This is a genomic window from Micromonospora tarensis, from assembly GCF_016803395.1.
Taxonomy (GTDB): domain Bacteria; phylum Actinomycetota; class Actinomycetes; order Mycobacteriales; family Micromonosporaceae; genus Micromonospora; species Micromonospora tarensis.
On record NZ_JAEVHL010000096.1, the window covers coordinates 1 to 21,868 of the forward strand.

Annotated in this window: 18 protein-coding genes and 4 pseudogenes; 8 read left to right on the forward strand and 14 right to left on the reverse strand. The window is 71.4% G+C overall.

The window, feature by feature from the left end:
- The 8 genes and pseudogenes from nrfD to map all read right to left on the reverse strand — a co-directional run.
- Positions 1 to 777, reverse strand: a pseudogene (nrfD, locus tag JM949_RS39800) (NrfD/PsrC family molybdoenzyme membrane anchor subunit); the annotation flags it as partial.
- A complete protein-coding gene (locus JM949_RS18885; RefSeq protein WP_309232221.1) occupies positions 774 to 1,742 on the reverse strand; it encodes a 4Fe-4S dicluster domain-containing protein in 969 nt (322 codons plus the stop codon). The gene JM949_RS18885 and the pseudogene nrfD, both read right to left, overlap by 4 nt.
- The gene (fdh, locus tag JM949_RS18890) at positions 1,732 to 5,004 is read right to left on the reverse strand and encodes a formate dehydrogenase (protein ID WP_203149745.1); all 3,273 of its coding nucleotides are present in this window, start codon (positions 5,002 to 5,004) and stop codon (positions 1,732 to 1,734) included. Before fdh ends, JM949_RS18885 begins: the two co-directional genes overlap by 11 nt.
- A 182-nt stretch (positions 5,005 to 5,186) precedes the next feature.
- A complete protein-coding gene (locus JM949_RS18895; protein WP_203149746.1) occupies positions 5,187 to 5,606 on the reverse strand; it encodes an ASCH domain-containing protein in 420 nt (139 codons plus the stop codon).
- Positions 5,607 to 5,794: 188 nt separating this feature from the next.
- Positions 5,795 to 6,576 (reverse strand): annotated as a pseudogene (locus JM949_RS18900) (FkbM family methyltransferase).
- Between the two features lie 32 nt (positions 6,577 to 6,608).
- A complete protein-coding gene (locus JM949_RS18905; RefSeq protein ID WP_203149747.1) occupies positions 6,609 to 8,267 on the reverse strand; it encodes a sulfatase-like hydrolase/transferase in 1,659 nt (552 codons plus the stop codon).
- A 263-nt stretch (positions 8,268 to 8,530) separates the two neighbouring features.
- A pseudogene (locus JM949_RS18910) lies at positions 8,531 to 9,232 on the reverse strand (CDP-alcohol phosphatidyltransferase family protein); the annotation flags it as partial.
- 173 nt (positions 9,233 to 9,405) lie between these two features.
- Positions 9,406 to 10,178 (reverse strand): annotated as a pseudogene (gene map, locus JM949_RS18915) (type I methionyl aminopeptidase).
- 61 nt (positions 10,179 to 10,239) lie between these two features.
- Here map and JM949_RS18920 point away from each other — a divergent pair.
- Positions 10,240 to 10,542, forward strand: coding sequence for a helix-turn-helix domain-containing protein (locus JM949_RS18920; protein WP_203149749.1), 303 nt, complete (start codon positions 10,240 to 10,242; stop codon positions 10,540 to 10,542).
- Positions 10,543 to 10,598: 56 nt separating this feature from the next.
- Here JM949_RS18920 and JM949_RS18925 read toward each other — a convergent pair whose 3' ends face one another.
- Together JM949_RS18925 and JM949_RS18930 are read right to left on the reverse strand one after the other, a co-directional pair.
- A complete protein-coding gene (locus tag JM949_RS18925; RefSeq protein ID WP_203149750.1) occupies positions 10,599 to 11,771 on the reverse strand; it encodes a lactonase family protein in 1,173 nt (390 codons plus the stop codon).
- A 176-nt stretch (positions 11,772 to 11,947) separates the two neighbouring features.
- On the reverse strand, positions 11,948 to 12,832 hold the full coding sequence (locus JM949_RS18930; RefSeq protein WP_203149751.1) for a LysR family transcriptional regulator: 885 nt from the start codon (positions 12,830 to 12,832) through the stop codon (positions 11,948 to 11,950).
- Positions 12,833 to 12,913: 81 nt separating this feature from the next.
- Here JM949_RS18930 and JM949_RS18935 point away from each other — a divergent pair, with 81 nt between their 5' ends.
- The gene (locus JM949_RS18935) at positions 12,914 to 14,161 is read left to right on the forward strand and encodes an MFS transporter (protein WP_203149752.1); all 1,248 of its coding nucleotides are present in this window, start codon (positions 12,914 to 12,916) and stop codon (positions 14,159 to 14,161) included.
- A gap of 9 nt (positions 14,162 to 14,170) precedes the next feature.
- Here JM949_RS18935 and JM949_RS18940 read toward each other — a convergent pair whose 3' ends face one another.
- The gene (locus JM949_RS18940; RefSeq protein ID WP_203149753.1) at positions 14,171 to 14,920 is read right to left on the reverse strand and encodes a VOC family protein; all 750 of its coding nucleotides are present in this window, start codon (positions 14,918 to 14,920) and stop codon (positions 14,171 to 14,173) included.
- Positions 14,921 to 15,087: 167 nt separating this feature from the next.
- Here JM949_RS18940 and JM949_RS39215 point away from each other — a divergent pair, with 167 nt between their 5' ends.
- Genes JM949_RS39215 through JM949_RS18960 form a run of 5 tightly spaced genes read left to right on the forward strand, consistent with a single transcriptional unit; the run spans position 15,088 to position 18,337 of the window.
- Positions 15,088 to 15,597, forward strand: a complete 510-nt coding sequence (locus JM949_RS39215) for a hypothetical protein (RefSeq protein WP_309232222.1) — start codon at positions 15,088 to 15,090, stop codon at positions 15,595 to 15,597.
- Positions 15,594 to 16,013, forward strand: coding sequence for a hypothetical protein (locus tag JM949_RS39220; RefSeq protein ID WP_309232223.1), 420 nt, complete (start codon positions 15,594 to 15,596; stop codon positions 16,011 to 16,013). Before JM949_RS39215 ends, JM949_RS39220 begins: the two co-directional genes overlap by 4 nt.
- On the forward strand, positions 16,010 to 16,459 hold the full coding sequence (locus tag JM949_RS18950) for an ABA4-like family protein (protein ID WP_203149754.1): 450 nt from the start codon (positions 16,010 to 16,012) through the stop codon (positions 16,457 to 16,459). Before JM949_RS39220 ends, JM949_RS18950 begins: the two co-directional genes overlap by 4 nt.
- Positions 16,460 to 16,463: 4 nt before the next feature.
- Entirely contained in the window at positions 16,464 to 17,714 is a 1,251-nt protein-coding gene (locus JM949_RS18955; protein WP_203149755.1) for a sensor histidine kinase, read from the forward strand.
- On the forward strand, positions 17,711 to 18,337 hold the full coding sequence (locus JM949_RS18960; protein ID WP_203149756.1) for a response regulator transcription factor: 627 nt from the start codon (positions 17,711 to 17,713) through the stop codon (positions 18,335 to 18,337). The genes JM949_RS18955 and JM949_RS18960 overlap by 4 nt, the downstream gene beginning before the upstream one ends.
- 18 nt (positions 18,338 to 18,355) lie before the next feature.
- Here the strand turns inward: JM949_RS18960 and JM949_RS18965 are convergent, their stop codons facing one another.
- Complete coding sequence (locus JM949_RS18965) at positions 18,356 to 19,072, reverse strand: YoaK family protein (protein ID WP_203149757.1); 717 nt, start codon at positions 19,070 to 19,072, stop codon at positions 18,356 to 18,358.
- Positions 19,073 to 19,142: 70 nt separating this feature from the next.
- Here JM949_RS18965 and JM949_RS18970 point away from each other — a divergent pair, with 70 nt between their 5' ends.
- Entirely contained in the window at positions 19,143 to 19,823 is a 681-nt protein-coding gene (locus JM949_RS18970; protein ID WP_203149758.1) for a GntR family transcriptional regulator, read from the forward strand.
- On the opposite strand, the gene JM949_RS18975 is transcribed toward JM949_RS18970, so the two are convergent.
- Entirely contained in the window at positions 19,820 to 21,610 is a 1,791-nt protein-coding gene (locus JM949_RS18975; protein ID WP_203149759.1) for a gamma-glutamyltransferase family protein, read from the reverse strand. The two genes, JM949_RS18970 and JM949_RS18975, sit on opposite strands and share 4 nt — an antisense overlap.
- On the reverse strand, positions 21,607 to 21,868 hold a 262-nt coding region (locus JM949_RS18980; protein ID WP_321170138.1), incomplete at its 5' end, for an oligopeptide/dipeptide ABC transporter ATP-binding protein. The genes JM949_RS18980 and JM949_RS18975, both read right to left, overlap by 4 nt.

The following is a 21,868-nucleotide window of genomic DNA, read 5'->3' on the forward strand; positions in this document are numbered from 1 at the left end:
CGGCGGCGTGCCCGATCGGCGGCAACACCCGGCCGGCCAGCCCGAGCAGACCGTGCCGGGGCAGCGCCCCGGCGGCCTCGGCGATCGCGGCGACGCCCGCCGCCGGCCCGTACGCGGTGAGGATCCAGGTGCCCACCGACATCGGCGAGGTCGGCTTGGCCACCCGCAGCATGTGGTGAAACCGGGCCGCCGACCCAGATCCTTGACCAGAAAGACGGCGCTGGCGCTGACGGCGGCCAACGCGGTGACCCGACCGGCGCGTCGCAGCGCGGGCCGCCCGGTGAGCTGCCCACCGGCGGCGAGCAGCGACGAACCGGCGGCCAGCCCGCCGGTGAACAGGTACGCGGCGATGTCCCACTTCCAGACCGGCGCCTTGAGGATGGGCCGACCGTAGTACGAGGTGAACTCGGCCTCCGGCACCCGCAGCTCCTCGCCGCCACCACCACGCCGCCTGCGCCGCCGGCCGGGTGCTTCGGCGCCCCGCCGCGACGCCAGGTCGCCCCGGCGGCTGCCGGCGGTGTCGTTGCCGTTGGCGGTGCCGTTGCTGCTGGCGGTGTCGTTGGCGGTGCCGTTGCCGTTGGCGGTGTCCCCGTCGTTCGGGTGGGCGCCACCGCTCGTGGCCTGCGCGTCGCTCGCACGCTCTACGTTGCTCGCACGCTCCGCGCCGTTGGCGGTGCTGGGCCGCTCGTCGCTCACCTGTGGTCGGTCGCCGCCCTCGGCGGCGAGCCGCTCCCGGAATCGACGGAACCGGTCGCCGACGGGGCCCGGTGGGGTCATGAGGAACCTCCGACGAACGCGGCGACGGTCGCCGCCGCCATGGCGAGCGCGGCGAGGCCGGCGCGTTTCCACATCTTCGGCAGGTCCCGGGTGGTGACGACCGGGTCCGGTGGCAACCCGTACACCTCGGGTTCGTCGAGGAGCAGGAAGAACGCCCCGTCACCGCCCACGCCGTCGTTCGGGTCGTGCCCGTACAGGCGCGCCTCGGGGACCCCCCGGTCGTGGAGTGTCTCGACCCGGGCGGCGGCGCGTTCGCGCAGCTCGTCGAGGGGGCCGTACTGGATCGACTCGGTCGGACACGCCTGCGCGCACGCCGGCGTCATCCCCGCACCCAACCGGTCATAGCACAGCGTGCACTTCCACGCCCGACCATCACCCTTACGCTGATCGATCACCCCGTACGGACACGCCGAAATGCAGTACCCACACCCATTACAGATGTCCTCCTGCACCACCACCGTGCCGAACTCGGTCCGGAACAACGAACCCGTCGGACACACATCCAGACACGCCGCATGCGTGCAGTGCTTACAGACATCCGACATCATCAACCACCGGAAATCCGTCCGCCCCTCAGCACCCCAGCCCCGCCCCGGCGGCTGCGCCCCCGGCATCCCCAGGAACTGCGGTCCCGCCTCGACCGGCCGGTCACTGCCGGTGTCGACCGGCGCGCCGAGGACGTCCGCGGGCGCGGCGAGGTGCCCGGCCGTGCGGGGTTGCTCAATGAACGCCACGTGTCGCCACGAGTTCGCGGTCAACGCGCCGGTGTTGTCGTACGACATGCCCAGCAGGTCCAGGCCGCTCTCCGGCACACCGTTCCACTCCTTGCAGGCGACCTCGCAGGCTTTGCAGCCGATGCAGACGCTGGTGTCGGTGAAGAACCCCATCCGGGGTGGCGCGTTCTCGTAGCCCGCGTCGGGCGCCGGGTCCAGCGGACCGTACAGGCTGTTCGGGTCAGGAAGCACCGTGCTCCTTCCCCTCATTGTCTTCGGTCACGGCCGGGGCGTGCTGGCCCGGGGTGATCCCGGCGCGCCGCTGGTAGTCGGCCACCAGGTCGAGCAACGCCGGCCCGGTCGGACGGCGGCCCGGCCGCACGTCGCAGGTGCCGACCTTGCTCTCCTGGATCAGGACGTTGGGGTCGAGGCTGATGCCGAACAGGTCGTTGGCCGAGTCGCCGGTGACCAGACCCTCGAAACCGAAGTGGTACGGCAACCACACCTGGTGGATGATCCGACCGTCCACCCGCAGCGGGGTGAGCCGGTCGGTCACCAGCACCCGCGCCTCGATGGCCGCCCGGGCGGTCACCAGGTGCGCCCAGCCGAGGTGGGTGAGCCCGCGTCCGACCGCCAACTCCGGCGACACCTCGACGAACATCTCCGGTTGCAGCTCCGCCAGGGGAGACACGGTCCGGCTCATCCCACCGGCGGTGTGGTGTTCGGTGAGCCGACTGACAGTGAACACGAACGGGAAGACCTGGCTGTACGGCTCGGGTGGGCTCGGATTGAGCGTGTTGATCGGGTGGGTGTAGACCTTGCGGGTCGGGTTGGCCTGCTGCCGGTACAGCGGGTTGCGCACCGGCGACTCGACCGGCTCGTAGTGCGTGGGCAGCGGCCCGTCCAGCACGCCGGTGGGCGCGTACAGCCACCCTTTGCCGTCGCCCTGGAGGATGAACGGGTCGTCGCCGGCGATGCCCGCCACACCCGAGGCGCCGTGCTCCGGTCGGTAGGACGGCGGTTTGGTCTTCTCGAAGTCCGGCACGTCGTAGCCGGTCCACTCGCCCTTCTCCGCGTCCCACCAGACGTAGCGCTTGCGCTCACTCCACGGGTTGCCGTCCGGGTCGGCGGAGGCACGGTTGTAGAGGATCCGCCGGTTCGCCGGCCAGGCCCAACCCCACTCCGGGGCCACCAGGGACTGCTCCGCGCCGGGCTTGCGGCGGGCGGCCTGGTTGACGCCGTCGGCGTACACCCCGGTGTAGATCCAGCAGCCGCCGGCGGTGGAGCCGTCGTCCTTCATCTCGGTGAACGACGCCAGCGGTCGGCCACTCGTCACGTCGTACCCGTTGATTTCGAGCAGCACCGCCTCGGCGCTCGGCTCCGCGTGCGGACCGTGCGTGGGGTAGTCCCAGGCCAGGTCCAGCAGCGCCCGGTCGCGAGGCCTGGTCGACGTCGCCAACCGTTCCCGGATGACGCGACCGAGGTGGTAGAAGAACCACAGTTCGGAGCGGGCGTCACCCGGCGGTTCGACGGCCTTCTCCCGCCACTGCAACAACCGCTGCGTCTGGGTGAACGTGCCCTCCTTCTCCACATGCGACGCGGCCGGCAGGAAGAACACCTCCGTGCGGCACTCCGCCGGCATGATCTCCCCGGTCTCGATCTCCGGCGCGTTCTGCCAGAACGTGGCGCTCTCGATCATGAACAGGTCCCGGACGACGAGCCAGTCGAGGTTGGCCATCCCGAGCCGCTGCGCCCGACCGTGCGCCGAACCCACCGCCGGATTCTGGCCGAGCAGGAAGTACCCCTTGATCTTCCCGTCGATCATGTCGAGGACCTGCTGGTAGGTGCCGTGATCGCCGGTCATCCGGGGCAGGTAGCCGTAGCAGTAGTCGTTGTCGGCGGTGGCGGCCGCGCCCCAGTACGCCTTGAGCAGGTTGACGCCGTAGGTGCGGGCGTTGCCCCAGAAACCCTTCTGCCCGGGGTGCGCGATGCTGTCCACCCACTTCGCCAAGGTCGGGTGGTTGGCGTGGTGCGGCATCGGCAGGTAGCCGGGCAGCAGGTTGAACAACGTCGGGATGTCCGTCGAACCCTGGATGCTGGCGTGCCCGCGCAGCGCCATCACCCCGCCACCCGGCCGACCGACGTTGCCCAGCAACAGCTGAATGATCGCGCCGGTGCGGATGTACTGCACACCCACGCTGTGCTGGGTCCAACCCACCGAGTAGACGAGCATGCCGGTGCGGTCCCGGCCGGAGTTCTCCGTCCAGGCCTGGGCCAGTTCGAGGAACTTCTCCTGCGGTATACCGCAGACCCGCTCCACCATCTCCGGTGTGTAGCGGGCGTAGTGCCGCTTGAGGATCTGGTAGACGCAGCGCGGGTGCTGCAACGTCTCGTCGCGTTCGGTCTCGCCGCCGACCGGCGCGCCGTGTGACTCGTTCTCCAGCCCGGCCGCCGTCTCGCGTTGCGTCTCGCTGTCCTGGGTCGTCGCGGCCTGGGTGTGGCCCTCGTAGCGCCAACTGGACTGGTCGTAGGTGGCGTTGTCGTCGTTGAAGCCGGAGAAGAGCCCGTGCATGTCCTCGGTGTCGGCGTACTCCTCGGTCACGATCGTCGCGGCGTTGGTGTAGGCGACGACGTACTCCCGGAAGTCCAGCTCGTTGTCGAGGATGTAGCGGATCACCCCGCCGAGCAGCGCGATGTCGCTGCCCGCCCGGATCGGCAGGTACGAGTCGGCAAGCGCGCTGGTCCGGGTGAACCGCGGGTCGATGTGGAAGACCTTCGCCCCTCGGCGCTTGGCCTCCATCACCCACTGGAAGCCCACCGGGTGCGCCTCAGCCATGTTCGAACCCTGGATGACGATGACGTCGGAGTTCGACAGGTCCTGCTGGTACTGGGTGGCGCCGCCACGGCCGAAGCTGGTCCCCAGACCGGGGACGGTGGCGGAGTGTCAAATGCGGGCCTGGTTCTCGATCTGGAGCGCCCCCATCGCGGTGAACAACTTCTTGATGAGGTAGTTCTCCTCGTTGTCCAGCGTCGCCCCACCCAGACTGGAGAAACCCAGCGTCCGGTTCAGCGGCCGACCCTCGGCGTCGACGTCCTCCCAGGTCTCGTCCCGGGCGGCCAGGACCCGATCGGCGATCATGTTCAGCGCCGTGTCGAGGTCGAGGTCCTCCCACTCGGTGCCGTACGGGCGGCGGTAGCGCACCGTCGTCTGCCGCAGCGGACTGGTCACCAGGCTCTTGCTCGCCGCGCCCTTCGGGCAGAGCCGACCCCGCGAGATCGGACTGTCCGGATCGCCCTCGATCTGGCTGACCTGCCCGTCCTTGACGTACACCCGTTGGCCGCAGCCGACGGCGCAGTACGGGCAGACGGACCGGGCCATCGAGTCGGCGGTGTCGGTACGGGCGGTCAGCGCCCGGGATCCGGCGGACTCGGCCGCCGTGCCCCGGCCGAGCGGGTCGGTGCCGGTGAGCTGGCGGTAGACCGGCCAGCCCTCGATCCAGCTGCGCACCCCCATCGCCGCACCTTCCCGACTATTCAGGCAAATGTGAACAGCCTGACAGTAGACGAGGTGCCGGCCCGGTCGCAGCGAGATCACCAGAGACAAGCCTTCCCGGCCCTTGTCTCAGGGCCGGGGACGGCGTGCCGGCTACCCGGTCCAGGCGGTGTGACCGGCAGGAACGGACAGGGCAGTTCAGTTCAGACGACGTGCACCAGCCGGAAGCGCTCGGTCACCACCAGGGTGTCGTCGTCGACGGTGAAGTCGGGATCGCCCAGCTCGGCGCGTACCTCCGGGCTGTGCCAGAACGCCTCGTGCCCCGCGCGCCACTGCGCCACCGACTCGTCGCCCTCTCCCTCGTCCAGGGCATGTCGCAGGTCGACGTCGGCGAGCCGGATCACCCGTACGTCGGTCAGCTCGATGGCCGCGACCCGCCGGCCCGCGGAGTCCACCACTGCGGACACCTGCCCCACCTCGGGCAGCGGCTCGTTGGCGCACTCGTACCCGGCCAGCAGGCCGGTGGTCGAGGTCTTCGCGCCGGAGAGGATCGCGTCCACGAGCGTGTCCCGCAACGGCCCCGGGAACGCGAACTCGGCAAGGGGAAGATCGTCGAGCTCCATCCGCGGATGGTACGCGATGCGAGTGCTTCGGCAGCGTGCGCTCGGCTGGCCCGCCATGCCGATGTGTTGGTGAGCGATATACCTCAGAGGCGTATTCATACCCCTGAGGTATACCGCTCACTACCGCATCCGACCCGACGGCGGTGACCGACTGTCACCGCCGCCGGCCACGAAGACGGCCCGGTGGTCTAGCCGTCGCGGGAGACGCAGTACACGTCGCCGGAGTTCGCCTCGTGCGGCAGGCCAACGAGGTACGCCGCCATCTCGCCCGCGGAGACCCAGCGGTGGAACGTCATCGACTTGTCGTCGCCCAGCGCGACGTCGAAGCCGTCGAAGCCGAGCGCGGTGAGCCGGTCCAGGCACCGGGCGGCGACCGCGCGCGCGATCGTGGTGAACTCGAACGACAGCGCGGGCAGCGGGTGGCTCAGGCCGGCCAGCACCTCGTCCTCGAAACCCTCCACGTCGATCTTGGCGAAGGTCGGTACCCCGTACTGCTCGACCAGCGCGTCGACGGTGACCACCGGGACCTCGATGGCCGCATCCCACACCTCGCTCTCCCATCGCCCGCGCCGTCCGCGGCCTGGACGAAGTCGGCCGAGGCGGTCGACACGGTCGGGTTCGCGGAGTTGACATGGAACCGGGTGCTCCCGGCGACCGCGCCGCAGGCCGCCCCGACCACTGTCACCCGGTCGTCGTCGGCGTAGATCGCCCGCAGCGCACGCAGGCACAACGGCTGCGGCTCGACGGCGACCACCCGGGCGCCGAGGCGGCGGAAGCTGGCGATGTGGTCACCCACGTGGGATCCGATGTCGAAGACCAGGTCTGCGTCGGCGACGAACCGGGAGTAGAAGGCATCCATCCGCGCGTCGCGCTCGGCGTCGCCGTAGTACACGTCCAACGATCGACGCAGCAGGGACATGGCCGGATCGGCCCGCAGCGCGGCGATCCTGGTGTCGGTGTTGGCCGTCATCTGTCTGAGTCCCGTCCGTCAGGGTGGCCGGGTTACCGGCCGAAGGTGGTCAGGAACTGGTCCCGGAAGGCGTCCATCCGCCAGACCGGCGCCTGCGGCCCCGGCTTGAGCCCGTCCTGCCAGCCCCAGTCGGAGATCCGGTCCAGGACGGCCCGGTCCCGGGTGATGATGCTGATCGGGACGTCGTGGCTGGCGTTCTCGCCGGTGACGACAGCGGCCGGCTGGTGGTCACCGAGGAAGATGAACACCAGGTCGTCGTCCCCGTAGGTCTGCACGTAGGAGATCAGGCTGTTCAGCGTGTACTCGATGGAGGTCCGGTAGTCGGCGCGGATCTGCTTGGTGGTGCGTCGCTTGTCGTCCGACGCACCGCCGGGCCTGCGGAAGGCCGCGCCGTCGCCGATGCCGGCCCAGTCGACCACCTGCGGCACCGGCGTCCAGGGCGCGTGGCTCGACACCAGCGCCAGCTCCGTCATCGTGGGCTTGTCGTCCTGCCGGGCCTGCTCCAGCCGCCGCCAACTGGCCAGGGTGTACTGGTCCGGCATGGTGCCGAAGCTGAACTTCGAACCCCGGTAGGCGAGCGACTTGGCGTTGTAGAACCGGTCGTAGCCGTAGAAGGCCCCCTCCGGCCACGCCTTGGTGACGGCGGGCATCACGCCCACTGTCTCCCAACTCGCCCGGCGGAAGGCCCCGTTGAGGGTCATCCGGTCGCTCGCCAACAGGGTGCGGTGCCGCTGGTCGTTGTCGATCCAGAGGCCGGAGAGCAGCGTGGCGTGTGCGAGCCAACTGCCGCCACCGAAGGTCGGCGAGGTGAGGAAGCCGCTCCGCGCGCCGAACCCCGCCGCGCCCAGCCGGCTGGCGCCGCCGTCCAGGACCGCGCCGACCTGCGGGGCGAACTCCGGGTCCTCGACGGCGTCCCGACCGTAACTCTCCACGAAGGAGATGACCACGTTCTTGCCCCGTAGCGCGGTCAGCAGCTCATCGCCAGGGGTGTCGCCGAACCGGTCCTGCTCGATCAGCGCACCGAACGTCTCCCGGTCGTCGAGGCGCAGGCGCACCTGGAATCCGTGCCCGTTGGCCAGGGTGGTCGCGGAGGTGTCGGCGACCGGCGAGCCCTCGACCACCCGCACGTTGAACGCGGCGCAGACCACCCAGACGACCACCAGCGCCGTGACGACCCGGGTGGTCCCGGTGCGGTGCCGGACCAGCAGCCGACGCGCTCGCCGCACCGACAGGGTGACCAGGACGGGCAGGCCGACGGCCAGCACCGCCAGCGCGACGGCGGCGCCGATGGCGGTGGGCCGGCCGTACGACTCGCTGAGGAAGGCGAACCCCTCGTCGAGCAGGGCCCAGTCGAGCACCGGGTCGAACGCCCGGCTGAGCGCGGCGGAGAACCCCAGGTCGAGCAGCTTCAGCAGGCCGAGCAGGCCGAGGGCCGCGCCGACGACCGTGGCGACCAGCCGACTCCACCGGGCCGGCAGAGCGAGCAGGAGGGCGACGGCCAGCAGCGCCTCCAGCGGAATCCGCACGAACGCGGCCGGAGTGAGCCGGCCGAAGTCGTACGGCAGGGTGAGCACGAGCAGCACGAGCAGCACGGCCAGGACGGTGACCAGCCGGGATCCGACGGAACGCCGCCGTCGAGCCGCGACGTCGGTGTCGTCGTCGCCGGCCCCGCTCGGATGGTCCCCCCGCATCGTGCTCCGTTCCTGGTGCGGCAGCTGACGTACGCGCGTCGAGAGCGACAACCCGGGCATCCTTCCATGATCACTGATGGGTGCGGCCTGCGGGTGGCTCAGACGCGGGCGGTCCCGCGCCGGGCCATGACGGCCGTCCGATGCTCCGGCCAGGGCAGCAGCAGCTCGGTCTTCCCCACGCCCAGCCCGGCGACGGCGGGCACGGTGCCGCTGTGGCTGGGCGAGACGGCCCCGTGGACCAGCGCGGCCGGGATCTCGTGCCGGGTGCTCCGACGGAGACGACGGGTCGCCCACAGCCACCGGACGTCGCGTCCGAACGACTCGACCAGCAGCGCCAGTGACGCCACCACCAGGACGGTGGTCAGCATTCCGGGCAGCGCGCCGCCCATGGCCACCGTCAGCACCACGCCCTGGACCGCCGCGACGACCTTGCGCCAGTAGCGCGGCGGCAGCGATCCGCGCATCCAGCCCAGCACCCAACTGGCGGCGACGAAGGCGTACCGCATAGCGCCGATCGCGAGCACCCAGCCACCCACGGCGGGGGCCACGTGGACGCAGAGCACCAGGACCAGGAAGGAGTCGATCTCCATGTCGAAGCGCGCGCCCAAGTCGGTGGTGGTCCCGGTGCGGCGGGCCGTGTAGCCGTCCACGGCGTCCAGGACCAGCGCCACGCTGGTGAGGACGACCATTACCGCGACCGGCGCCGGTCGGCTGAACGACTCCACCGCCAGGGCCGTCACGCCGCCGACGAGGATCGCCCGGCTCAACGTCACCCGGTCCGCCGGGCTCAGACCGCGCGCGGCCGACCGGGACAGCCCACGGCTGAGCAGCAGGCACAGCACCATCCCGTACGCCAGCCCGGCCGCCCACCCCGCCGTGCCCAGCCCGACCGACCCCGCGAGCAACGCCAACACGACGATCTGCACGATCAGTCCGATGACCGGACCAGTTCGAAGCGTTGACATCGTGCCTCCGTGACTCTGGTGGGTGACCCTGACCGTCATCACGGAAAACATGACCGATCGGTTCATTCTGAACGCGACTCGGCAGGGCGCACGGAGGAGGTGCCCCGACGGGGGCCGGTTAACCGTCCACGATGGGCGCGGCCGACCGCCGCGCCGTCGGTCGTGCCGTCGGGTCAGGGCTTCGGCACTGTGAGCACGTCGGCCCCGTCGTCGGTGATGGCGATCGTGTGCTCGCTGTGCGCGGTCCGGCAGCCCGTCACGCTGCGCAGCGTCCAGCCATCAGGGTCGGTGACGAGGGTGGCGGTGTCCGCCATGACCCACGGCTCCAGCGCCAGCAGCAGCCCGGGGCGCAGCCGGTAGCCGCGACCGGGCCGTCCGGTGTTGGAGACGTGCGGGTCCTGGTGCATCGTCGAGCCGACGCCGTGACCGCCGAACTCGGTGTTGATCGGGTATCCCGCCGCGCTGAGGACGGTGCCGATGGCGTGCGAGATGTCACCGATGTGCGCTCCGGGGCGGGCCGCGGCGATGCCGGCGCTCAACGCGCGCTGGGTCGCGTCGATCAGCGCGACGCTCTGTGGTTGCCGCGCGTCGCCCACGATGAAGCTGATGGCGGAGTCGGCGACGACCCCGCCCAACGAGACGGCGAGGTCGAGACTCAGCAGGTCGCCGTCGGCGAGCCGGTAGTCGTGCGGCAGCCCGTGCAGCACGGCGTCATTCACCGACGTGCAGATGTAGTGGCCGAACGGCCGCGCCCGAAGGACGGCTCGTAGTCGACGTAGCAGGACTGTGCCCCGGCTTCGACGATCATCTCGTGCGCCCACTTGTCGATCTCCAGTAGGTTCGTGCCGACCACGGTGCGACTCTTCAGCGTCTGGAGGATGGTGGCAACCAGGGCGCCGGTTGCTCTCGCGCGCGGCAGGTCGGTGGGGCTCAGGATCTCGATCATGCGGCGCCTCCTCGGACCAATAAGTATCCCGGCCATATTATCCCGGTACTAGAATCGGAGCATGGTCAGGTTGCCGCTCACTCCCGCAGAGGTCGAACGCGGACAGCGCCTCGGCGCCCTGTTGCGTCGAGCCCGGGGAGAGCGCTCGATGCTCCTCACCGCGCTGGACGCGGGCGTTTCGCCGGAGACGCTCCGAAAGATCGAGTCCGGTCGTATCGCCACCCCCGCCTTTCCGACCATCGCCGCGATCGCCGACGTCCTCGGCATCTCCCTCGACGCCGTCTGGTCGGAGATCAACAAATCGGACGACGGTACGGCGCTCGCCCCCTCCGGCCGCACCCCGCGCGAGCGGTTGGCCTCGTAGCTCCGGGAACAGCGCTGGTCCGGTCGGCAGGCGACCGGGACCAGCGGGTGGGGCGTTCAGGAGGCGGCGATGCCTTCCATGCCGATGCCGTCGGCGAACTTCGGCAGGCCCTCGACGGTGGTGACGAGCGTCAGGGAGCCGTCATCGTTGACCTCGTAGCCCTGCACGTTTCCGGCGGTGGCGTTCTGCACGTACAGGAAGCCGTCGCTGGTGGTCATGTCGATCGACCCGCCGCCGGTGTCGGCGGCCACCGCGTGCACCAGTTCGAGCTTGCCGTGGTCGTCGACCCGGTAGGCGCTGATGGTGGAGGTGCCGGCGTTGGCGACGTAGAAGTAGTCGCCGACGCGCTGGATCCAGCACGGCGCCTGCTGGCCGTTGGGCACCGACGGCCCGATCTGGTCCAGCGCGCCGTCCTCCTCCAGCTCGAACAGGCTGACCGCGTTCGCGCCGGACTCGGTGACCAACAGCGTGTCGTCGGTGTCGAAGGTGAAGCCGAACGGGGTGTTACCCGCGTCGCTGACGACGGGGTTGCGGGACAGCTCGCCGTGGCGACCGATCTCGTAGCTGAACATCACGTTCGCGGCCTTGGTCGACACCAGCACGAACTCACTGTCCGGGTCGATCTTCACCTGGGCCGGAGCGGTCCCGAACGCCGGCGGGTTGCCGTTGTGCAGCCCGAGCGACCGGTTGGCGTCCTCGATCCGCGACAGCCGCCCCTTGTGCAGCTTGAACCCCTGCACCGACCCCTCACCACCGGCGTTGAGGACGTACACCAGGTCGCCACGCGCCGCGACGCTGACCGGCAGCAGCCCGCCGGACCAGATGACCTGGAGCTTGTGCAGCCTGGTGCCCTCGACGCCGAAGACCGTCACGGTGTTGCTGCCGGCGTTCACGGCGAAGAGCAGCCCACGGTGGTAGATGAGGGAGCCCTGTGAGGCCAGCGCGTCGAGCGGCGCGCCGATGGTGAACCCGCCCAGCCCGCCGGTCTCGTACTCACCGGCCTTGGTCAGCCGGCCGTCCTCGTCGCGGTCGTACACCTTGATGGTGTTGCCCTCGGCCTTGTTGGTCTGGACGAAGACCGCGCCCTCGTCGCCGTGCTGGTAGTCACCTCCCCCACGGTTGTCGTGGTACCCAGGGCCGCCACCGTCGGCGAAGGCGGGCCCCGGGATGGATCCGACGCTGGTCAGACCCGCCAGGAGGGCTGTCGCGAGCGCGATGCTGCGCTTCATCACTGACTCCTTACGCACACGAAGGGAGGAATATGAGTTTTCCTCTCCTCCGAAAGCTATCGGAGCATGTAGTCGCCATATCGTGATTTACCCTAAAGCGGTAACTTCGCGTCGTTTCATGGAACCAGCAGACGTACCGGCAGCCGTCGCCTACCGCGAAGCGGACCTTCGGCCGGTCAGGGCAGAAACTCCCGGGTCAGGGCGATCAGGGCACGGGCGGCCGCGCCGACCGGGCGGTCCACGGGGGTGGCGAGAGAGAGCGTCCAGTCCAGCTCGGCGTCGGTGACGGTAAGCGTGCGCACGCCCTCGGCGTTGGCCACGACGAAGCGGGGCAGCAGCGCGATGCCGAGCCCGTGCCGGATGTGGTCGGCGCCGGTGGCGATGTCGGGAATCTCGATCGTCACCCGCCGGGAGAGGCCGGCGGTGGCGAACGCCCGGTCGGTCACCGCCCGGTTGCCGTAGCCGACCGGGGAGTCGATGAAGTCCAGGCCGGCGAGTTCGCCGAGCGCCACCGACGTCCGGCCGGCCAGCGGGTGGTCGTCCGGCACGGCCAGGTCGATCACCGAGCGGGCCAGCTCGGCGAGGTGGATGGTGGCCGGAGCCGCGCCGGGCAGCGAGACGAAGGCGAGGTCGAGCCGGCGCTCGACGAGCGCGTCGATGAGCCCCTGCGAGCCGGACGGCGCGGCGCTGGTCCGCAGCAGCACGCCGGGGTGCCGACGGTGGAACTCGCCGAGCAGGGCGGGTAGGTGCAGCAGCCGGATCGAGGTCATCGCGCCGATCCGCAGGGTGCCGCGCAGGCCGCCGTGCACCTCGGCCACCGCGTCCCGGGCGTCGCGGGCCGCGTCCAGGGCGACCCGGCGCGCGGCAGCAGCGCGGCGCCGGGCGTCGGTGAGGAGTACACGTTTGGAGTTGCGGTCCAGCAGCGGTGCGCCCAGTTCGCGTTCGAGGGTCTTCACCCCCGCCGACACCGCGGACTGCACGACGTGCAGGCGGGCGGCGGCGCGGGTGAAGTTCTGCTCCTCGGCCACGGCGACGAAGTATTCGAGTTGGCGGAGTTCCACGGTTCAAGTATCACCTATCGCGATCGTTGCTAGCAGCAACTTTCGTTGCAGGTGATACTTGGCCGGGGCGAGAGTGAGTTCATGTCGTTGTCGACCCTGTCACCGCGCACCGCCCCGTCCGCCCCCGGCAACAGCTCAGGCCGGCACGGCCGAGGCTTCTGGTTGATCGCCCTGGCGTTCCTGACCGCGATGGCGTTCTCCACCGTGCCGGCCCCGCTCTATCCGCTCTACATGGCGCGGGACGGGTTCTCCACCTTCATGGTCACCGTGGTGTTCGCGGCGTACGCGGTAGGCGTGCTGATCAGCCTGGTCCTGGCCGGGCACATCTCCGACTGGGTCGGTCGGAAGAGAATCCTCATCCCGGCGCTGGCGTTGGAGGTGGTCGCCGCCGCGCTGTTCCTGAGCGACCCGTCCCTGCCGATGCTGCTGCTCGCCCGGCTGGTCACCGGCCTGGGCATCGGCATGGTCACCGCGACCGCCACCGCGTACCTGCACGAACTGCACACCGCACACCGACCCGACGCGTCCCGGCAGCGCTTCGAGGTGGTCTCCATCGCCGCCAACATCGGCGGTCTCGGTGTCGGCTCGTTGATCGCCGGGTTCCTCGCCCAGTACGTCGACGTGCCGCTTCGTACCCCGTACCTGGTCTTCGTCGTCCTGCTGCTGGCGAGCATCGTCGCGGTCGCGGTGACCCCCGAAACCGTGCCGGCGCGCCTGACCACGCCCGCCTACCGGCCGCAGCGGATCAGCGCCGACCACGGGAACCGGGCCGGCTACCTGGCCGCGGCGTCCGGCGCGTTCGCGTCGTTCGCCGTGTTCGGCCTCTTCACCTCGGTCGCCCCGGGCTTCGTCAGCGGTGCGCTGCACCACCCGTCGCGCGCCCTGGCCGGGGGGATCGTCTTCGCCGTGTTCGGCGGGGCGGCCGTGGCGCAGACCCTCACCAACCGGCTCACCGCCCCGGCGAAGGTGCGGCTCGGATTGCTCGCCCAGGTCGTCGGGGTGCCCACCCTGCTCGTCGGCATGCACACCGCCAACCTGAGCGCGTTCCTGGTCGGCGGCGTGGTCGCCGGCATCGGCGCCGGCGTGCTGCTCAAGGCGGCCATCGGCACCGTCGCCGCGATGGCGGCACCGGCCCGGCGCGGCGAGGCCCTGGCCGGGCTCTTCCTCATCGGTTACCTGGGGTTGAGTCTGCCGGCGCTCGGCATCGGGATCGCCACCCGCGCGGTCAGCACCGCCACCGCGATGGACTGGTTCACCGGGCTGCTCCTGGTCATGCTCGCCGGCGTGGCCGTGCTGTTCCGTCGCGGCACCGCGACCCGCACCCGCTGATTCCGGCCGTCAGGTCGCGTCCGTCAGCCACGACGCGAGCAGGGACGGGTCGGCGACGTACTGCTCCACCTGCCGGCGCTCCGCCTCGGTCAGCGTCAACGCGCGCAGCCGGGCACCCCACTCGGGCACCCGCTCCGCCTTCTCCAGCGCGGTCGCCAGCTCGATCAGGCCGGCCAGCGCCATCGCCTGCTCGACCACGGGAGCGTCCTCGGCGCGGCGGCGCATCCCCGAGTCGAGCGCCCGGTAGGCCGCCCGGTCGTCCATCTTGAACTCGCGCAGGATCCGCGCGTTGTCGAGCACCCGGGCCAGCCCCTCAAGCTGCTTCGACCCGCCGTACTCCAGGTCCTTCGGCTCGTCGCGCTGGATGAAGACGATGGTGTTGCCGGATGGGTCGACGATGCTGAACCGCGACGCCCCGGCGCGGTAGCGGGACACCCGGGGCAGACCCTTGACCAGCACCTTGCCGTAGGCACGGCGCATCGCCTCGGTGAACGCCGCGTGGTACGCCGCGACCGCGTCGACCATCACCAGGCAGCCACCGGATGTCTCCTTCGCCGGGTCCAGGCTCTTTGGCGCGGGGCCGTAGTGCAATTGGAACCCACTCCACGTGAAGGCCAGGTACACGTACGGCTTGAGCTGCTCGTAGGCCAGCTGGAAGCCCAGCGCCCGCCAGAACGCCACGGTCTCCTCCGGCGCCGCGCAGTGCAGCAGCGGCACCGTGGTCTCGTTCGGCCGAACCTGGTCCTCATCGATCGTCACCTGTCGCTCCCCCGTCCCGTCGGCAGGCCGGCCATTCTGCCAGCACCGGCGGCGCGTTCCACACACTTCGCCTCCTACCCGGGTAGGAGGCGCGCTCCGACCACCGGCCACAACCACGGCTCCCGGTCGGACGCCGTCGGCGGGCACCGCCACGAGCATCTACAGACATGACAGTCAACCTGCGCCGGGCGGCACACTGGCACCGCCCACTCATGGTCTTCGTGTCCGCGATGGCGCTGCTCGCCGTCGTCAGCACGGTCGGCGTCCTCGCCGACTCCCGCGTCCTCGTCGGGGCGCCGATCTGGCTCAAGCCGTTCAAGTTCGCGGTCTCCTTCGTGCTGTACGGCGGCACGCTCGCCTGGATGCTCACAGTGCTGCCGAGGCGCAGCCGGGTGGCCGAGCGGGCGGTCACTGTCATCGTCGCGGTGGCGGTGATCGAGATGGTGGTGATCGTCGGCCAGGTGGTCCGCGGGCAGGCCAGTCACTTCAACGACAGCACTCCGCTGAACACCGCGCTCTTCGCGGTGATGGGAGCGGCGATCATGGTGCTGTTCTTCGCCCACCTCGTCCTCGGCATCGTGGTGTTGATCAGGCGGATCCCCGACCGGGTGGCGCACCGCGCGGTCGGGTGGGGCTCGGGCTGTCGCTGTTGGGCATGCTGGCGGCGGTGCCGATGACGCTGCCGACACAGGACGCGGGGGTCGAGGGGGTCGGCGGGGCGCACAGCGTGGGTGTCGCCGACGGCGGGCCGGGGTTGCCGGTGCTCGGCTGGAGCACCACCGGCGGTGACCTGCGGATCGGGCACTTCGTGGGGCTGCACGCCCTCCAGGTGTTGCCGATCCTGGCGATCCTGCTGAGCCGGTTCGCCAACCGACTGGACGAGCGCACCAGGGCCCGGCTGGTCGTCGTGGCGGGCGCGGCGTACGGCGTCCTCACCGTGCTGTTGACCTGGCAGGCCCTGCGCGGACAGCCGCTGCTGCGCCCGGACGCGCTGACGCTTGTCGCGGTGGCGGCGCTGGTGGTCGCGACCGCGACCGCCGGCGGCCTGGTGCTGGCCCGCCGTCGTCGCCCGGAACTGGTGCTGGCCGCGTGACCGGGACGCTGTTCTCCCTGACGTTCGCGGTGGCCGCACCGTTCTGGGCGCTGATGATCCTGCTGCCGCGCTGGTCGTGGACCGCCCGGATCATCGGCTCCCCCCTGATCGTGCTGCCGGTCGTGGTGATCTACGCGCTGCTGGTGCTCCCGGCGTTCGGCGACGTGCTGCCGGCCGTGGCGGCGCCGACAGTGGACGGGGTCGGTGCGCTGCTCGGCACGCCCACCGGGGCCGCGGCGGGCTGGGCACACATGATCGCGTTCGACCTGTTCGTCGGTCGGTGGGCCTGGCTGGACAGCCGGGAACGGCAGGTGCCGGCGCTGGTCATGGCTCCGGTACTGGTGCTGACCATCCTGCTCGGACCGCTCGGTCTGGCCGGGTACCTGGCGGTGCGGCCCCGGTGGCGGCGGCCGGCCGCCGCCAGCGATTCCCAGCACCTATGCTGACGCCGTGGGCTGGCTGGGACGACTGTTCGACATGCGGGACACTCTCGTACGGATGGCGCTGCTCGTCCTCAGCGGCCTGGGCTACCTGGTCCTCGGCCCGCACCCCACCCGCCCACCGACGGCCACACAGTGGACTCTCGCACTGCTGGCGTTCGCCGTGGCGTTGGTGGCGCACCGTCGAGCGGTGGTCAACCTGGCGGTGCAGGCCGGCCTGCTGGCGGTCGCGATCTGGCTGCTCGACGACATCACGATCAACCAGGTTGGGGCCAGTTGGGCGTTGCTCGAGGTCACCGTGCGGGTGCGACGTCCGGCGACGATCTGGCTGGCCACCGCACTGCTGGTGGTGGTGGACCTGGCCGACTCGATCGGTGACCCCGCCCGTCAGGTCGCCTCCGGCGTCGTCGGTCTGGTTCTGGAGGTCGGCGTGCCGGTGCTGCTCGGCCTGGTCATCCGCGCCAACCGGGAGCTGAGTCGGCAGGCCGTGGAGCGGGCCCTGGCCGAGCAACGCCAGCACGAGTCGGAGAGCCGCGCGGCCCGCGCCGACGAGCGCAGCGCCATCGCCCGCGAGCTGCACGACGTCGTCGCGCACCATGTGGCGTCGATGGTCCTGCGGGTCGGCGTGGCCCGGCACGTGCTCACCGACCTGGACCCCCGGGTGGGCGCGGTCTTCGACGACGTGCACGGCACCGGCACCGCGGCCCTGGCGGAGCTGCGCCGGCTGGTCGCGGTGCTGCGCCATCCCGACGGGGTACGCGGTGACGCGGCACTGACCGCGATCGAGCCCTCGGCGCTGCCGGCGGCCATCGGCGCGGCGATCGACCGGGCCCGGCAGGCCGGTGTCACGGTGGAGGCCGACCTCGACCCGGCGATCGGTGCCCTCGACGCGGTGCGCGCCATGGCGGTGCTGCGACTGACCCAGGAGGCGCTGACCAACGTGGCCAAACACGCGGGAACCTCCGCGCTCGCGCACGTCGAGGTCGCCGTCCGCGACGGATCCGTGCACTGGGCGGTCAGCGACGACCGGCGCGGTGCGGTGCCGGCGGGGGTGCCGGCCGGTGGCGGGCACGGCATCACCGGAATGCGGGAGCGCGTCGAGGTTCTCGGCGGTCGGCTGGAGGCGGGCCCGACCGACACCGGGTGGCGGGTGCGGACCGTCCTGCCGGCCGTGGCGACCGCGTCCGCCGGGTCGCCGGCCGCCTCGGTGCCCCGGGATCGGGAGGGCGCAGCCGGCTCGCCCACGCCGGAGCCGGCGTGATCCGGGTGCTGCTGGTCGACGACCAGCACCTCATCCGCGCCGGGCTGCGCATGCTCTGCGACGCCCAGCCAGACATCGAGGTCGTCGGGGAGGCGGACAACGGCCGCGAGGCGGTCACCCTCGCGGCGCGACTCCGTCCCGACGTCGTCGTCATGGACCTGCGGATGCCCGGTGTCGACGGGATCACCGCGACCAGCCGGATTCTCGCCGAGCGGCCCGCCACCCGCATCCTGGTGCTGACCACCTTCGGCGACGACGACCACCTCTATCCCGCGCTGACCGCCGGCGCCTGCGGGTTCCTGCTCAAGGACGCGCCCCCGACCGAGCTGCTGGACGGCATCCGCCGGGCCGCCGTCGGTGACAGCCCGTTCAGCCCGGAGGTGCTGCGGCGTCTCGTGCAGCGCGCGGTGCACGCCCGCCCGGACCCGCCCCGGAACGTGTCGGGGCTCACCGTCCGGGAACGCGACGTGCTCCGGCTGGTCGCCGAGGGCCTGTCCAACACCGAGATCGCCGACCAGCTCCACATCGGGGTCACCACTGTCAAGACCCACATCACCAGCCTGATGACCAAGACCGACAGCCCCAACCGGGTACGCCTGGCGCTGTTCGCCCGCAGCGTGTGACGGGCCGCGTCCGGGCCGTCAGCCGCGCATCCGCGCGGACACCGCGATGACCAGCACCAGCGGCACGATCAGCAGCGCCGGGGCGACGACCGGCAGGTGCAGGGCGACCAGGGCGCCGACCGCCGCGCCGACCATGAGCGCCAGCAGCACCTGGGCCTTGGGGCGCAGGTCGACCCAGGGGCTGCGCGCGGCGACGCCGGCGATCAGGCTGGTGAGGGTGCCGGTCAGGTACGTGGAGGACAGTCCGGGCACGCCGAATCGTTGGATCGCACTGCTCTGCACCCCCAACGCGACAGCCGAGAGCATCAGCAGCGCGAGATGGACGTGTGTGTCCGGGGTGCGCAGCGTGACCTCCCAGACGACGAGGAACACGACGAACACCGCCAACTCCAGGACCAGCGCCCAGGTGACCCGCCGTGGCCAGACCGGATCGTCCGGCCGCGCCGAGCCGACGACGCGCGCGCCGGCCAGGACGCCGAGGATGAAGCTGATGATGGCGCAGCCGGAGGTCAGGGCCAGCTCACCCGCTCCCCGGCCGGCCGAGAGTCCGAGCAGGACCATGTTGCCGGTCATCACGCTGGCGAAGGCGCCACCGAGGGAGAGAAAGCAGAGGGCGTCGGCACTCCCGGTCAGGAAGGTGAGCACGACGACGAGTGCGTGCCGTCGCCGCAGGAGGCGTTGGTCCTGCTCAACCGCGATGTGTGGGCGGATGACGCGGGGCGCTGTGCTCGACACTGTCGGCCACCTTCCAATAATTGTTCTTCGTATACACTTCGTCCCGACACGTTCACGGAGGGGCGACCAGGTGGCTGAAGACCTGCGGGACAAGCTCGGCGCGCAACACCTGCCGCTACGCGACCAGGTCCTCGCCGCCCTGCGGACCGCCATCATCGACGGCGACTACCTCCCCGGCGAGCGCCTCACCGAGGACCGACTCGCCGAGGACTTCGGTGTCTCGCGTAACCCCGTCCGGGAGGCGCTGCGCGTCGCCGAGGCGGAGGGCTTCGTCGTGATCCTGCCCCGCCGGGGCGCGGTGGTCGCCTCGCCGAGCAGCGGGACCATCGCCGACATGTTCGCCGTCCGCGAGCGCCTGGAGACGCTGGCCGCCCGGTTGGCCGCCGAGCGGGCGAACCCGACGGACGTGGCGGCCCTGCGTGCCCTGCTCGAGCAGGGCCGCGAGGCGACCCAGCGGCAGGACCTGGCCCGGGTCGCGGAGCTGAACAGCATGCTGCACCTGCGCATCCTCCAGATCAGCGGAAACCCCTGGCTGTCGTCGATAGCCAAGTCGCTCTACCTCCATGTCCAGTGGGTCTTCCGGCTCGGGGCGGCGGAACGCGCCCCGCACTCGTGGGTCGAGCACATCCAGCTCGTCGACGCCATCGAGTCAGGCGACGGCGACCGCGCCGAGCGGGCCGCACTCGACCACCTCGACGCGGCCTCCGCCGCAGCCCACGAGAACGCCGAAGGTGGCTACCGCGCCCGCTAGCGACCGCACGCGTAACCCTGCATCCCTCGGGGGTTCGCGCCGGCGGCCAACACCCCCGTCGCCGGGTCACGGGTCACCGCGCAGAGCCGGCCCAGGCTCCAGCCGTCGGTGACCCGCACCTCGTGCCCGTACGCCCGCAGGGCCGCCAGCACGTCCTCGTCGAACCGGTCCTCCACCACCAGGACGCCGGGCTCCATGTCGCGTGGGTAGAACGACCCCGGCAGGCTGAGCGTGTGCCAGGCGGGGGCGTCGATGGCCTCCTGGAGGGGCTGGCCACCGACGAGGTGCCGCAGCAGGAACGGCAACTGCCACTGGTCCTGCTGGTCGCCGCCCGGGGTGCCGCAGGCCAGCACCGGCACCCCGTCGCGGTGCACCATCGTCGGGCTCAACGTCGTACGCGGCCGGCGGCCCGGGGCCAGCGACGAGGCGAGCCCCTCCTCCAGCCAGAACATCTGCAACCTGCTGCCCAGCGGGAAGCCCAGCTCCGGGATGGTCGGCGAACTCTGCAACCAGCCGCCACTGGGGGTAGCGGAGATCATGTTGCCCCAGCGGTCGACCACGTCCACGTGGCAGGTGTCGCCCCGGGTCACCCCGTCCGACTGCACCGTCGGTTCCCCGGTCGTCGGGTCGGCCCGGTCGGCCCGTCGGGTGGCACCGGGCAGGACGTGGGCCGGCAGGCGTGGCTGCGCCCCGTCGGGACGCCCCGGACGCAGCTCGGCCGAGGCGCGGTCGCCGATCAGGGCCGCCCGCTCTCGCGCGTACTGCGCGGAGAGCAGCGCCTTGTCGGGCACGTCGATGCCGTCGCCGTACCAGGCCTCCCGGTCGGCGAAGGCGAGCTTGAGCGCCTCGGCCTGGGCGTGCACGCCGGACGCCGTCTCCGCGTCGTACGCGCCGGGGTCGTCCAGCGCGTCCAGTGTGGCCAGCGCCTCCAGCAGCACCGGGCCCTGACCCCAGAAGCCGGTCTTCGCCACCGAGTAGCCGTGCCAGTCCAGGGTGGCGGGCGTCTCCCAGCTCGCCGAGTACGCCGCCAGGTCGTCGCCGGTGACCAGCCCGGCGTGTGGTTCCCCGCTGGAGTCCTGGAACGGCTGGCGGCTGAAGGTGTCGATCGCCTCGGCGACGAAACCCGTGCGCCAGGCCCGCCGGGCCGCCTCGATCTGCGCCTCCCGGTCGGCGCCGGCCGCCTGTCCGGCCTCCACCAGCCGGCGCAGGGTGTCCGCGTACGCCGGGTTGGTGAACAGCTCCCCCGCGGCTGGTGGCCGGCCGCCGCGCAGCCAGAGCGCGGCGGAGGTGGGCCAGTGCTCCTCGAACAGCGACCGAACGGCTGCCACGGTGACCCCGACCCGGCCGACCAGTGGGTGACCGGCGGCGGCGTAGCCGATCGCCGGCTCCAGCACCTCGGCGAGGGTGCGCGTGCCGTGCTCACGCAGTAGCAGGAGCCAGGCGTCCACGGCACCGGGAACGGCGGCGGCGAGCGGACCGGCGCCCGGGATGAGGTCCATTCCGAGGGACCGGAAGTGCCCGATGGTCGCCCCGGCGGGGGCCGGCCCCTGCCCGCACAGCACCTTCGGCCGGGGGTCGCGCGCGGTGGCCACGATGGCCGGCACCTCGCCGCCCGGTCCGTTCAGGTGCGGCTCGACGACGTGCAGGACGAACCCGGCGGTGACCGCGGCGTCGAAGGCGTTGCCGCCGCGTTCCAGGATGCCCATCGCGGCCTGGCTGGCGAGCCAGTGCGTGCAGGACACCATGCCGAACGTGCCCTGCAACGTGGGTCGGGTGGTGAACGTCATGACAACACCTCACTGGGGTCTGCGCTGCGAACGTCGGGGCCGGTGCCGTCCGGCCGGACCAGGTGGCACGCGGCCATGCCGTCGCCGATCGCGGTCTGCGCCGGCACCTGGGTCGCGCACCCTGTCGAACGCGAGCGGCAGCGGGTGCGGAACCGGCAGCCGGACGGCGGGTCGAGCGCGGACGGCAGGTCGTCGCCGAGCAGCACCGGCTGACGCTGGCGCTGACGCGCCGGGTCGGCCACCGGCGCGGCGGAGAGC